Genomic DNA, 13,283 nt, shown 5'->3' with positions numbered 1-13,283 from the left:
GCCACTCGTAACGTTCGCGTAACGGGGTGCTGGTAGTAGGCTTCGACGACCGGCGCCGTCCCGCGCCCGACCTCCTGACCGCACACCCACGCCGTGCGGCGACGCGGAGGCAGAGGGGATCGATGTCCTCGGGGTGACGACTCGATCGTGCCGGTTCTTCCCCGTGCGGCGAGCCGTGCGTGCGGGAGCGTGGGTCCGGCGCACGGGGCCGCCCCAGGGAGCACTGCCATGACCGATCACAAGCACCTCAAACGCCGCGTACGCGAGCGCATGGCCAGGACGGGCGAGTCCTACACCACCGCGCTGCGCCACGTCGCGGGCCGCGCCCGCCGCCACCACCACGAGTCGGCGCTGCTGCGTGACGTGCTGGGCGGCAGCCTGTCCGAGGCCATGCTGCTCGGGCTGGGCGGCGGCATCGGGTTCATGTACTTCGTGTTCGAGTACGCCGGCCACCCGCCCATGCTGACGGTCGTCGCCCAGGCGCACCCCGAGCCGATGATCCCGCTCGCGCTCGCCCGGGCCGGCGTCCCGCACGAGATCCGGCGGACGGGCTCGGCCAGGGTCGCCGAGCGCAACCTGCGGGCCGCGCTCGACGCCGGGCGCCGGCCGATCTGCCGGGTCGGCCGCCACCTGCTGCCCTGGCGGGAGACGCTGCCGTTCCCCGACCCCGTGGACGTGGCGGTGACGGGGCTGTCCGGCGACACCGTACGCGTGCGGGACGACGGCCCCGGCGAGCTGCCGCTGGCCGGCTTCATGGCGGCCTGGTCGGCCGTCCCCAAGTCCAAGCACCTGCTCATCGAGGTCACCGGCCCCGCCGGCGGCGAGCCCGACGTGCGCGCAGCGATCAAGGACACCGCCGCCAGGCTGACCGGGCCGGTGCTGGGCAACACCTTCGACGTCAACTTCGGGCTGTCCGGCATGCGCAAGCTGGCCGCCCAGCTCGCCGACACCACCGGCAGGCAGGGCTGGACCCGCAGGTTCGCCGACCTCGGGCCGGCGCTCGACCGGCTGGCCGAGTGCCTGGAGGTCGACTACACCGCGCCCGGCGCCACCAGGCCGCTCTACGCCGACTTCCTGGCCGAGACCGGGCATGCCGGGGCGGCGGCGCTCTACCGCGAGTGCGGCCGGCAGTGGTCGCGGGTGGCCGCCGCGGCCTCCGCACGGGAACCGCTGGCCGAGGTGGCCGCGCTCGTCACGCGGGCCGTGCGGCTGGAGGAGCGGGCAGCCGGGGCGCTCGCCGGGATCCCTGGACCCTTGTCCGGCTGATCGCCGGAGTGAGGGCGCGGGCCCTGAGGCGGGCGGGTCAGCGCTTCGGCACGGCCATCTCGCCCAGCTCGGACCAGCCGTCCTGGTCGATGGTCGTGTTGACGATGCGGGGCGTCTCGGCGAGGTAGGGCGGGAGCTCCTGCTGGGCCTGCTTGAAGTGGGCCGACTGCACGTGGGCCGCGCCCGCCTCGCCGTCCCTGAACGCCTCGACCAGGACGTACTCGTTCGGGTCGTCGAGGCTGCGCGACCAGTCGAACCACAGGCAGCCCGGCTCGGCGCGGGTGGCCGAGGTGAAGGCGGCGGTGATCTCCGGGAAGCGGTCGGCGTGCTCGGGCAGGACGCGGAACTTCGCGGTGATGAAGATCATCTGAAACGCTCCTTGGCTGGTCGGCGGCACTACGGGACGAGACTATCGGCCAATTCTCTAGTTATCATGTAGGAAATGTTGACTTAAGGGTGCGGGGGCTCGTACCTTCGTACGCATGAGCCAGGGCCCGCATCTCAGCATCAGGGACGTGACCAAGACGTTCCACGGCGACGAGCCGTTCACCGCGCTGTCCGGCCTGAGCCTCGACGTGCGCCCGGGCGAGCTGCTCACGCTCGTCGGCCCCAGCGGCTGCGGCAAGTCCACGCTCTTCGCCCTCATCGCCGGCCTCACCGAGCCGACCAGCGGCGAGATCCGCATCGACGGCGTCCCCGTCACCGGGCCGGCGCTGGGCCGGTGCGTGGCCGTCCAGCAGCACACCCTGTTCCCGTGGCGCACCGCGCTCGGCAACGTGGCGTTCGCGCTGGAGGGCAGGCCGGAGGCCAGGCGGGAGCGGGCGCGTGAGCTGCTGTCGATCGTGGGGATGTCGGGGTACGAGGAGTGTTACCCGCACGAGCTGTCCGGCGGCAGGCGGGAGCTCGTGGCGCTGGCCCGCAGCCTGGCCTTCGAGCCCGGGGTGCTGCTGCTGGACGAGCCGTTCGCGGGGCTGGAACGGGGCACGCGCGAATGGGTGGGGGATGAGCTCGTACGGGTCCGGGAACGCACCGGCACGACCGTCCTCCTCGTCACGCACGACGTCGAGGAGGCCGTCCGGGTGGGGCGGCGGGTCGCGGTGATGACCTCGGGGCCGGGGCGGATCAAGGAAGTCGTGGACGTGCGCTCCCTCACGGGGAGCCCGCGCGGGCACGTGGGACGACTGCTGCGCGAGGAGATCGCGGTGGCGCGGGGACGGAAGGTGGCGGCCTGAGATGGCTGGGCTGCGCGAGTACGAAGGTGACATCCACTGGTACGACCTGCCCGACGACGAGGCGGAGGAGGACTGGGTGCCGGACGAGCGGACGCAGGAGCGCTGGATGCCTGGCGAGCTGGGGGTGGCCCGATGAGCGTCGTCGCGCTGGTGGGCAACCCGCGCGCGGGCTCCAGGACGCTGACCGTGGCCGTCGAGGCGGCACGCGCGGTCGGGCAGCGGCTGAACGCAGGAGACACCTGCGAGGTGGTGGACCTGGCGGCGCTCGGGCCGCACCTGCTCGCGCCCGGCGCGTCCGCCGGCGTGGAGGTGGCGCTGGAGCTGGTGGCGGAGGCGAGCGTGCTGGTGGTGGCCAGCCCCACCTACAAGGGCACCTACACGGGCCTGCTCAAGGCGTTCCTCGACCGCCTGCCACCCCAGGCGCTGGCGGGCAAGGCGGCGCTGCCGCTGCTCGTGATGGGGGACGCCAGGCACGCGCTGGCGGTCGAGGTGCACCTGCGCCCGCTGCTGGTGGAGCTGGGCGCCACCGTGCCCACGCCGGGCCTGGCGGTGCTGGAGTCCGAGCTGCCGCGCCTGGCGGAGGTCGTCGCGGCCTGGGCCGGCAGGGTGGCGCCGCAGGCGGCGGTCGCGATCGGGGACGGAGTGCTGGGCTGAGGGAAAACTTCACCTCGATGTAGTGGTGCGCCGCCCCCTGGGATGCCATGATCCGGCCCAGGTCCATCCGAGGGGAGACGCGATGTTCTTCCGCTTTGTCCTGGCCGCCGTGGTGGCGGCGGCGATCCTCGCCCCGCTGCCCGCCGGCGCCACGAGCCGGGTCAGGTTCGCCACCTTCAACGCCTCGCTCAACCGGGCCGCCGAGGGCGAGCTGGTGAGCGACCTGTCCACCCCGGGCGACGCCCAGGCCAAGGTCATCGCCGAGATCGTCCAGCGCAACCGCCCGGACGTGCTGCTCATCAACGAGTTCGACCACGACGCCGCGGGCCGGGCCGCCCGCCTGTTCCAGGACAACTACCTGTCGATCGGGCAGGGCGGCGCGCGGCCGATCACCTACCGGTACCGCTACACCGCCCCCAGCAACACCGGCATCGCCTCGGGCTTCGACCTCAACAACGACGGCACCGTGGTGACCACGCCCGGCGCCCCCGGCTACGGGGACGACGCGCTCGGGTTCGGCGCCTTCCCCGGCCAGTACGGCATGGTCGTCTACTCGAAGTACCCGATCGACGCGCGCGGGGTGCGCACGTTCCAGAACTTCCTGTGGAAGGACATGCCGGGGAACGCGATGCCCGCCGGCTGGTACTCGGCCGAGGAGCAGCAGGTGCTGCGCCTGTCCTCCAAGAGCCACTGGGACCTGCCCGTACGCGTCGGGCACCGTACCGTGCACTTCCTGGTCAGCCATCCGACGCCGCCCACGTTCGACGGCGCGGAGGACCGCAACGGCCGCCGCAACCACGACGAGATCAGGCTCTGGGCCGACTACACCCGGCCCGGCGGGGGCGGCTACCTCTACGACGACCGGGGCAGGCGCGGCGGGCTCGACGCCGGGGCGGCCTTCGTGATCGCCGGCGACCAGAACGCCGACCCCAGCGACGGCGACAGCTACCAGGACGCCATCCACCAGTTCCTCGACCACCCGAGGATCGACGGCAGGGCCGCCCCGTCGAGCGCGGGCGCGGCCGAGGCGGCGGCGCTGCAGGGCGGCGCGAACGCCACGCACACCGGCGACCCGAGGCACGACACGGCCGACTTCGCCGACACCGCGCCCGGCAACCTGCGCGCCGACTACGTGCTGCCGGCCAGGCGGCTGAGGACCGTGGGCGGCGGCGTGTTCTGGCCTCCGGCGGCCGACCCGCTGTCGCGGCTGACCGGCGTCTTCCCGTTCCCGAGTTCCGACCACCGCCTGGTCTGGCTGGACGTCAGGACACCCTGACCCGGCGAACGGGCCGGGATCCCGCAGGACTGCGGGATCCCGGTGGGCGCTCCAGGAGCAGGCCGGTCACCGCAGGCTGGGGTTGTGGCGGGCGCTCCACACCGCCACCCCGGCCAGTGCGAGCAGGCCACCCGCGGCCCACAGATCACCCCGGAGCGCGACGGCGTTCACGATCGTGCCCCCGACCAGCGAGCCGAGCCCGATCGCGAGGTTGAACACCGCCACCCACAGCGCGGAGGCCGCCTCGACAGCCCGCGGCGCCGCCTTGATCATCCACGTCTGCAGGCTCACCGAGACCCCGCCGAACGCCAGCCCCCACACGCCCAGCAGCACGATCCCTCCGGCGGGCCCGGTGCCCACCAGCGGAAAGAGCAGCACGGTCAGGGCCAGGGCGGCGACGATGACGAGCACCGTCCTGTGCGGCCTGCGCGCCACCGCCGCGCCGGCCACGAAGTTGCCCGCGATCCCCGCCAGGCCGAAGGCGAACAGCAGCGGGCCGACGAGCTGCGCGCCGATGCCCGACAGGTCCTGCAGCACGGGGCTGACGTAGGTGTAGGCGGCGAAGTGGCCGATCACGACGAGGAACGTCGCCACCACCCCGGCCCGCACGCCCGGGTTGCGGAGCTGCTCGGCGAGGTGCCGTAGCGCGACCGGCTGGGCGGCCGTCAGGGGAGGCAGGACCGCGAGGAGTGCGACGAGCGCGACGAGCCCGACCCCGCCGAGCGCGCCGAACGCCACCCGCCAGCCGGCGAGCTCGCCGATCACGGCGCCGATCGGCACGCCGAGCACGTTCGCGGCCCCAACGCCGCCGAAGATGACCGCCGTGGCCCGCGGCACGTGCGCCGCAGGGACCAGCCGGACGGCCAGCCCGCCGGCGACGGCCCAGAAGCCGCCGATCGCCACGCCGACCACCGCGCGGGCGGCGAGCAGCAGCGGGTACGTCGGCGCCAGGGCGGAGGCCAGCCCCGCGAGCGCGGTCAGCGCGACCAGCCCGATCAGCAGCAGCCGGCGATCCATCCGCCCGACCAGCACGGGCACCACCGGCGCCGCGACCGCCGCGACCAGGCTGGGCAGCGTCACCATCAGCCCGGCGGTCCCCTCCGACACCGACAGTGCGGAGCCGACGGACGTCAGCAGCCCGATCGGCAGTTGCTCGGCGGTCACCACCAGGAACGTCGCCACGGTCACCGTGACCACCGCCGGCCAGTGGCTCCTCGCCGGCGCGTCCGGCTCTGCCGCGGAAGTCGTCGTCACGAGATCTCCTCAGATTCGCAATTTTGGAGCGATCGCTCCCGTATGGCGGCCCACCCTAGTATGGGAGCGGTCGCTCCACAACTGGGGTAGGGTGATGGCATGGCGCGACCGAGAGAGTTCGACGAGCAGGACGTGGTGGCCAGGGCTACCGGGCTGTTCTGGCGGCGCGGTTACACCGCGACCGGCGTCCGGGAGCTGGGCGCCGAGCTGGAGCTCAAGCAGAGCAGCCTCTATCGAGCCTTCCATGACAAGCGCGGGCTGTTCCTGCGTGCTCTCGACCATTACCGGGCCACCGAGTCGTCCCAGGCGGAAGAGCTGCTGGAGCGGCCCGGTCCCGTCCGCGAGGTGCTGCGCGACTGGCTGACCTGCATGGTCGGCGAGGAGGCCGGCCGCGGCTGTCTCGTCGTCAACACCGCCACCGAGCTCGGCGCCACCGACCCGGAGGTGCGGCGGCGGACCGAGGCCGCGTTCGAGGTCACCAGGAGAGCCCTCGAATCGTTGTTGCGCCGCGGCTGCCGCACGGGCGAGCTGCCGGCGGGTCTCGACCTCGACGCCGCCGTGGACCTGCTCTTCACCACCGTGCTCGGCCTGCGCGTGCGGGAACGCGCCGGTCACGACCCCGCCCGCCTGGCCGCCACGATCGACTATGCCGTGCGGATGCTCGCCGCCCAGTGAAATGCGGGTGACACGGGATCGGGAAAGGGAAATGCGATGAGCCGGTAACCCGGCGATGAGCCGGTAACCCGGCGAAAAATCAGTGTCATTTCCGGAAGATCATTCTTAAACTCGAATTTCGTGGACATCCCAACTCTTCTCACGCATTTCCGGACTCATGACGTCCCGCTGGAGCTGTCCAGGGGCGGCGAGCCGGTCTGGGACGACGCGGAGCTCCACCGGAGTGCCCGGCTGAGCGACCCCGAGGGATACGCGCTGCTCGCGCTGGTGCCCGGTGCGCTCCCGTGGCAGCGCGCCCGGGTGCTCCTGGAGACGCTCGCCGCGTCCCAGGACGGCCTCGGCGAGGCCACCCGGGCCACCCTGGCCAAGGTGACCAGGGCGCTGATGTTCGGCCTGCCGCCCGCGTACGCCATCACGGCGCTGCTCGCGCTTCGGCGGCTGCGGGCCAACCACAAGCACACGACCAGGGCGATCGTCACCTTCGTGCTGGAGCACCCGGACGCTGACGCGCTCATCGAGGCCCGCCGCCCGGCGCTGATCGACTGCTTGGAGCACGCGCTCGGCAAGGCGACCGCGCGCGCCTGCGCCCGGCTGGTCTCCGAGGGCGGCGCCGGCTCGGCGTACCTGCGCAGGAGCCTGCTGCGGTTCACCGCGGACCCGGCGGCGGCGATCGTGCGGCTGCGCGCGCTCCACGGCCCCGGCACGTACGGCGCGCCCGCCCCGCAGGAGCCGCCGGCGCCGCTCGACCCGGTCACCGAGCAGCCGCCGATCGTCACCCCCACCAACCGGGGCGACATCGCCGCGACGCTGGTGCACCTGTACCGGGGCGGACCGGCCGCCGAGCTGCGCCCCGCCCTGGCGGGGTACGTGGCGCAGGCGGCGCGCGGGCTGCCGCGCCTGGCCGCGAACGTGGCGCTGGTGCTGGACACCTCCCGCTCCATGCGCGGGTACGGCGAGCGCGAGTGGGCGGTCATGTCGCAGGCCATGGCGCTGCGGCTGGTGCTGTCCGAGGTCTGCGAGCGGCTGACGGTCGTCGAGACCGGCGGCACGGCGCAGGCCCCCGCGGGCTCGGCCGACCTGGCGGGCGCCCTGCTCGACGCGCTCGGCACGGGCCCCGACCTGGTGGTGGTCGTCACCGACGGCTACGAGAACCACCTGCCCGGCGACCTGGCGAGGGTGGCGGCCACGCTGCCGCGCGCCGGTGTCACGACGCCGGTGGTGCTGTGCCAGGCGGCCTTCACCCGGGGCGACGACCTGACCCTGCGCGACCCGGCGCCGGAGCTGCCGCACCGGCCGTTCTGGCACCAGGACGACTTCGCCGCGCTGCTGCCGTGGGTGTTCGCCCACTCCGGCGCAGGCGCCGAGTGGATCCGTACGGCGATGCTGACCCGGCTGGAAGGAGGACGGTGATGACCAGCCTGACCACGATCCTGCCCGCGCCGCTCGATCTGGGCGGTTACCGGGCGGGCACCCCGCAGCGCGCCGGAGCGCTGACGATGGTGCCCGTCTACGGCCCCGTCCGCCCCGGCATCGTGCCGCCCCGCTCCGGGCTGAAGCTCAAGCGGGTCGTCGGCTACGGGCAGGTGGAGCTGACCAACGGCGCCCGCGAGGGCGTGGCGATCGTGCCGCTGCACCTCGGCTACATCCAGGACGCCGCCCAGAACCACGCCCTGTGCTCCTCGGCGCTGCTGGGCGCCGGGCAGACCAGGCGCTTCGACGACGCCTGCTGCGTGCAGGCGGGTCAGGGCGGCTACCTGGAGGGGCGCGACCAGTGGTTCTTCGTGCTGCCGCTGGAGCTGCGCGGCAAGGCCATGCGGCTGCGCGGCCGTCACGACTACGCCAAGCTCTGGCCGGACATCAGCGAGCTCAACCGCGCGTACGGGCTGCCCTCGCGGGGGCACCTGGAGCAGATCCTGTCGCGCAAGCGGGCGGTGCTGACGCAGTTCCAGAGCCGGCTGGAGCTGATGCCGGGGCAGCTCGGGGCGCTGTTCTTCGTCGGTGAGCGGTTCGCGGGGCTGGAGCTGGCGCCCGATCCGGCGTACTTCGCCGAGGTGTGGATGGCGCTGGTCTGCTTCGCGTACGGCGTGGCCGCCTGGCATGCCGAGCCGGAGCGGGCGGCGGCGGAGCCGTACGAGGCGGGGAGCCTGGCCGAGTTGCGCGCCGAGCTGGCGCGCGACCGGGCGGCGCGGCTGGCCGAGGTGGCCTCCTGGCTGCCCGCGCCCGGTGGCGAGGTGCGGCTGGTCGAGGAGGAGCGCTACCTCGACCTGCGGCTGTCCACGCTGACGGGCGACGGGCTGGCGGGGCAGGTGGTCACCGAGCACGGGCGGCCCGTCTACGCCTCCGTCTTCGCCGACCGATAAATCCGTTGCGGCCCCGCCGGGGGCGGCGGTTGAATGATCAGTGCGGGAACTGCGCCGGGCGCGGCGGACGACACCCTCATTCCAGATAAGGGATGGTCGCTGAGAACGACTCTTCTGGTTCGTCGAGGCGCCGGCCACCTGTCCCGCACTTATCAACTGCTTATACGCTGATATTTCCGTTTTTACAAGATCTTGTCAGCCTCTGAGTGCGGTGTTACCTCTTGCGAGATGCGCGAAACCTGCGCATCCCTGGCACGCAGGAGGGAAAACGTGTCGACCAAGTCCTGGTTACGCAGCACGCTCATTGTCACGGCGCTCACCGCGTCGATCCTCCCCCTCGCAGGGGCCGCCCGGGGCGAACCCGGCGGGCAGGCCCCGGAGATCCACGACTTCCAGGCGGAGAACTCCGGCAGACCGGATGTGGACAACCGCCAGGGCCGGGTGCAACCCCCGGCCAACCTGCGTCTCGCCGGCCCGGCCGGCAAGATCCGCTGGAACGCTCTCGGCACCCCGGCCGCCATCGTCAGCGCCGAGCCGCTGGCCGAGGGCCTCGGCAGCGACCCCGTCCAGGCCGCGCGCGCCTACCTCAAGGACAACGAGGCCGTCTTCGGGCTGACGGCCGAGGCCGTGGACGCGCTGGAGACGGTCGCGGTCAACCCGATCGGCGCGGGCGCCGCCGTGCTGCTGCGGCAGCGCTTCGGCGACCTGCCGGCCGGCGTGGACGGCCTCGTCGCGATCGGCGTGTCCGGCGGGCAGGTCAGGCACGTGACGTCCTCCCTGTCGCGCCGCACCGAGGCGCCGCCGGCCGCGCGGATCAGCGCCCAGCAGGCCATGGAGATCGCGGCCAGGGACGGCGGCATCGACCTGGCCTCGGCGGTCACCAAGCAGGCCACGCCGGTGGCCGTGCCCGCTCCCGACGGGGTGCACAGCGCGTACCAGGTGGTTCTGATCGGCGGGGCTCAGGGCGCCGAGGCGGGATACACCACGCACGTGGACGCGGTCAGCGGCGGCATCATCACGCGCGAGAACCTCGTCGACCACCACCAGGACCCGGACAACCCGCGCTGGGACGTCTTCCCGGCGAACCCGCCCGGCGACTACTCCTCCAAGGACACCCGCCAGACCTGGTGCCACGCGCCCGGCCCCGGCTGCGACGAGGCCACCGGCGGCGACCCGGCGACCGGCAAGGCGTGGGACGTCGACCACGCGACGAACGAGCCCACGTTCACCAGCCTCGGCAACGCGGCCAGGACCTTCGAGAACCGGGCCAGCGGCGACCCGTTCACGGTCGGCACCCGGCCCAACGTGCTCACGCCGAGCAGGAACTACGCCTACCCCTGGAAGAACACCTGGTACGAGGCCAAGTGCGACCCGGCCGTCTTCGACCAGCCGGGCGAGGCCGACCTCGAAGCCGCCATCGCCAACCTGAACGCCATGCACAACCGCATGCACGACTGGTCCTACCGGCTCGGCTTCACCGAGACCGCCTGGAACATGCAGGCCGACAACGGCGGGCGCGGCGGCCTCGGCAACGACCCCGAGCAGGGCAACGCCCAGGCGGGGGCGCGGATCCTGACCGTACGTGACAACGCCAACCAGATCACCGGCCCCGACGGGACGGCGCCGATCACCAACATGTACCTGTGGCAGCCGATCGCCGGGTCGTTCTACGCGCCCTGCGTGGACGGCGACTACGACATGTCGGTCATCGGCCACGAGTACACGCACGCCATCTCCGGCCGCATGATCGGCGGGCCCACCGCCGGCTGGAGCGGTGCCCAGGCCGGGGCCATGAACGAGAGCACCTCCGACCTGTTCTCCATGGAGCAGCTCTTCGAGTACGGCCACCGCCCCGCTGGCGACACCCCGTACGTCACGGGTGGCTACGTCACCGGGGACAAGTCGCGCGGCATCAGGAACTACGACATGTCGAGGTCGCCGCTCAACTACAGCAACCTCGGCTACGACATCGTCGGCACGCAGGTGCACGCGGACGGCGAGATCTGGTCGGCCACGCAGTTCGACGTGCGGGCGGCCTTCGTCAAGCGGTACGGCCAGGGTTCGGCCAGGCTGCAGCGCTCGTGCGCGGAGGGCAGCACCCCCGTGGACAAGTGCCCGGGCAACCGGCGATGGGCGCAGCTCTCGTTCGACGCCCTGCTGCTGATGGCCTCGGGCGCGGTCGACTACGTCGATCACCGTGACGCGCTGCTGGCGGCCGACACGATCCGCTTCGGCGGGGCGAACCAGGACATCATGTGGCGCGCCTTCGCCGAGCACGGCCTGGGCGCGAACGCGGCCAGCAACGGCCCGAACGACGCCGACGCGACGCCGAGCTTCGTCAACCCGGCGGGCAAGAACGGCTCCCTGCAGCTCAAGCCGCTGGGCGAGGCGAAGGGCGCGGCGCTGCGGCTGTACGTGGGCGACTACGAGGGCCGCGTCGTCCCGGTCGCGGACACCGACCCGGCGACCGAGCTCGGCGACACGGTCGAGATGACGCCCGGACTGTACGACTTCGTCGTCGCGGGCGCGGGCTTCGGCCACAAGCGGCTGAAGTACGCGGTCCTGCCCGGTGTCGAGCTGCCGCTCCCGCTGGCCCTGTCCCGCAACCACGCCTCGGCGGCGAGCGGGGCGACCGCGACGGGCGACGGCGTCAACCAGGCCAGGCTGATCGACGAGACCGAGGCCACGAACTGGGCCTCCCGCACCGGCGCCCCCGCTGGCAAGTCGGTCGTGGTGGACCTGGCGGGCGACGAGCCGGTCAGGATCCGCAGGGTGCAGGTCAGCGCCATGCTGCGGCCCGGCACCGACCCGGCGGACCCGGGCACGCAGAACCGCTTCTCCAGCCTGCGCTCCTTCGAGGTGCTGGCCTGCAGCGCGAACTGCGCCGACCCGGCGAGCTTCACGAAGATCTACACCAGCAAGGCGAACGCGTTCGACACCACGCTGCCCCGGCCGCGCGGCGCGGACATGCTCATCAAGTCGTTCGACGTGCGGAGCACGAGCGCCACGCACCTGATGTTGCGGGCGCTCACCACGCAGTGCACGGGCAACCCGCTGTACGCCGGCGAGCAGGACAACGATCCGAACTCGGCGACGGACTGCGCCACGGCCAGCCCGGCCAGGGAACACGTCAGGGCGGCGGAGTTCCAGGCGTTCTCCCGCTGATGCGATGACGTCTCGCTGAGGGCCGCCGTCCCCGTGACGGCGGCCCTCTTCTTGCGCGCCCGGTAGTTAGATGCCGTACTATTCTGGATGGAATCAAGTTAGTTCGACGTCAAACTACATCGACGGGAAGAACCATGCGCACCCTGATCAGTAACGTCCGCGTCTTCGACGGCGAGCGGACCGTGCCCGGCACCGACGTGCTCATCGACGGCGACCGCATCGCGGAGCCGGACGGCAGCGCGGTGAGCGTGGACGTGGAGGTGGACGGCACCGGCAAGACCCTGCTGCCCGGCCTCATCGACGCCCACACGCACGCCTACGACGGCGACCTCGCCGAGGCGCTGACGTTCGGTGTCACCACGGAGCTGGAGATGAACAACCTGCCGCCCATCCTGGCCGCCCAGCGCCGGCTGGCCGCCGAGCGCGACGACGTGGCCGACCTGCGCAGCTCCAGCATGATCGCCACCGCGCCGGGCGGCCACCCCAGCCAGCTCATGACCCCGGACCTGCTGCGGGCCCTCGGCAGCGACTCCGGCGCGGGCCTCGACACGGTCGCCGACCCCGGCCAGGCCAGGGCGTTCGTGGAGGCCAGGCTGGCGGAGGGGGCGGACTACCTGAAGATCGCCGTGGACGACGGGGCGGTGTCCGGCATGAACCTCCCCGTCCTCACCCCCGAGCTCGCCGCCGCCCTCGTGGAGGCCGGGCACGCCGCCGGGCTCAAGGTCATCGCCCACACGGTGACCGCCAGGGAGGCGCTCATCGCCCTGGACGCGGGCGTGGACGGCCTGGCGCACCTCTACTCGGACGTGCCCGAGGAGGAAGCCGAGGAGACGGCGGCCAGGATCGCCTCGTACGACGCCTTCGTGATCAGCACGATCGTCTACATCGAGGCGGTCACCGGCGGCACCGGCGGTGGCGAACTGCTGCGGGACCCCCGGGTGGCCGGGCGGATGTCGGAGCGGTCGAAGGCCACGTTCGACAAGCAGGTCGCCGGCGTCCCCATGCACTCGGCCGGCGTGGTCAACGCCTCCCGCTCGGCGCTGGCGCTGCTGCGGGCGGGCGTGCCGGTGCTGGCGGGCACGGACGCGACGCCGTTCGGGCCGGTGCACGGGGCGGGCTTCCACCGCGAGCTGCTGCTCCTGACGGAGGCGGGCCTCACGGCCGAGCAGGCGCTGGCCGCCGCGACCGGCGTCACCGCGCGCTGCTTCGGCCTCGCCGACCGCGGCCGGATCGCTCCTGGCCTGCGGGCCGACCTGCTGCTCGTGGAAGGGGACCCGACCACCGACATCACCGCCACCCGGGCCATCGCCGACGTGTGGCGGCGCGGCGTGCGCCAGGGCGAGCGATGACCGCCGGCTTCCCCTTCCGCTGTCACGGGTGGACGCTGTGGTGAGGGAGGCG

At 72.9% G+C, this 13,283-nt stretch carries 12 protein-coding genes; 10 read left to right on the top strand and 2 right to left on the bottom strand.

Features of this window, described 5'->3' with window-relative positions:
• Positions 1 to 228: 228 nt before the first annotated feature.
• Positions 229 to 1,266 (top strand): BtrH N-terminal domain-containing protein, encoded by a 1,038-nt coding sequence (locus ACBJ32_RS23375; protein ID WP_375128489.1) that lies wholly within the window; start codon positions 229 to 231, stop codon positions 1,264 to 1,266.
• Positions 1,267 to 1,303: 37 nt separating this feature from the next.
• Here ACBJ32_RS23375 and ACBJ32_RS23370 read toward each other — a convergent pair whose 3' ends face one another.
• Complete coding sequence (locus ACBJ32_RS23370) at positions 1,304 to 1,633, bottom strand: putative quinol monooxygenase (RefSeq protein ID WP_375128488.1); 330 nt, start codon at positions 1,631 to 1,633, stop codon at positions 1,304 to 1,306.
• 115 nt (positions 1,634 to 1,748) lie between these two features.
• On the opposite strand from ACBJ32_RS23370, the gene ACBJ32_RS23365 reads away from it, so the two are divergent.
• The 4 genes from ACBJ32_RS23365 (at position 1,749) to ACBJ32_RS23350 (ending at position 4,428) form a co-directional block, all read left to right on the top strand.
• Positions 1,749 to 2,498: an ABC transporter ATP-binding protein gene (locus ACBJ32_RS23365; RefSeq protein ID WP_375128487.1), complete on the top strand. Its 750-nt coding sequence runs from the start codon at positions 1,749 to 1,751 to the stop codon at positions 2,496 to 2,498.
• Between the two features lies 1 nt (position 2,499).
• Positions 2,500 to 2,634, top strand: coding sequence for a hypothetical protein (locus tag ACBJ32_RS23360; protein ID WP_357871285.1), 135 nt, complete (start codon positions 2,500 to 2,502; stop codon positions 2,632 to 2,634).
• Complete coding sequence (locus ACBJ32_RS23355) at positions 2,631 to 3,152, top strand: NADPH-dependent FMN reductase (RefSeq protein ID WP_375128486.1); 522 nt, start codon at positions 2,631 to 2,633, stop codon at positions 3,150 to 3,152. Before ACBJ32_RS23360 ends, ACBJ32_RS23355 begins: the two co-directional genes overlap by 4 nt.
• An 82-nt stretch (positions 3,153 to 3,234) precedes the next feature.
• Positions 3,235 to 4,428 (top strand): endonuclease/exonuclease/phosphatase family protein, encoded by a 1,194-nt coding sequence (locus ACBJ32_RS23350; RefSeq protein ID WP_375128485.1) that lies wholly within the window; start codon positions 3,235 to 3,237, stop codon positions 4,426 to 4,428.
• 66 nt (positions 4,429 to 4,494) lie between these two features.
• Here the strand turns inward: ACBJ32_RS23350 and ACBJ32_RS23345 are convergent, their stop codons facing one another.
• Positions 4,495 to 5,682, bottom strand: coding sequence for an MFS transporter (locus ACBJ32_RS23345; protein WP_375128484.1), 1,188 nt, complete (start codon positions 5,680 to 5,682; stop codon positions 4,495 to 4,497).
• A 99-nt stretch (positions 5,683 to 5,781) separates the two neighbouring features.
• Here ACBJ32_RS23345 and ACBJ32_RS23340 point away from each other — a divergent pair, with 99 nt between their 5' ends.
• From ACBJ32_RS23340 to ACBJ32_RS23320, 5 genes are all read left to right on the top strand, one after another.
• Positions 5,782 to 6,357 carry a TetR/AcrR family transcriptional regulator gene (locus tag ACBJ32_RS23340; RefSeq protein ID WP_357871296.1) on the top strand — a complete coding sequence of 192 codons (576 nt, stop codon included), beginning with the start codon at positions 5,782 to 5,784 and terminating at the stop codon, positions 6,355 to 6,357.
• Between the two features lie 120 nt (positions 6,358 to 6,477).
• Positions 6,478 to 7,767, top strand: a complete 1,290-nt coding sequence (locus ACBJ32_RS23335) for a hypothetical protein (RefSeq protein WP_375128483.1) — start codon at positions 6,478 to 6,480, stop codon at positions 7,765 to 7,767.
• Complete coding sequence (locus ACBJ32_RS23330) at positions 7,767 to 8,717, top strand: ARPP-1 family domain-containing protein (RefSeq protein WP_375128482.1); 951 nt, start codon at positions 7,767 to 7,769, stop codon at positions 8,715 to 8,717. Before ACBJ32_RS23335 ends, ACBJ32_RS23330 begins: the two co-directional genes overlap by 1 nt.
• 270 nt (positions 8,718 to 8,987) lie before the next feature.
• Complete coding sequence (locus ACBJ32_RS23325) at positions 8,988 to 11,882, top strand: M36 family metallopeptidase (protein ID WP_375128481.1); 2,895 nt, start codon at positions 8,988 to 8,990, stop codon at positions 11,880 to 11,882.
• Between the two features lie 134 nt (positions 11,883 to 12,016).
• The gene (locus ACBJ32_RS23320) at positions 12,017 to 13,231 is read left to right on the top strand and encodes an amidohydrolase family protein (RefSeq protein ID WP_375128480.1); all 1,215 of its coding nucleotides are present in this window, start codon (positions 12,017 to 12,019) and stop codon (positions 13,229 to 13,231) included.
• Positions 13,232 to 13,283 lie beyond the last annotated feature (52 nt).

It is taken from the genome of Nonomuraea sp. GTA35 (assembly GCF_041950525.1).
GTDB lineage: Bacteria > Actinomycetota > Actinomycetes > Streptosporangiales > Streptosporangiaceae > Nonomuraea.
The sequence above is the reverse complement of the archived record's forward strand: the minus strand, read 5'-3'. Positions and strand labels throughout refer to the sequence as shown.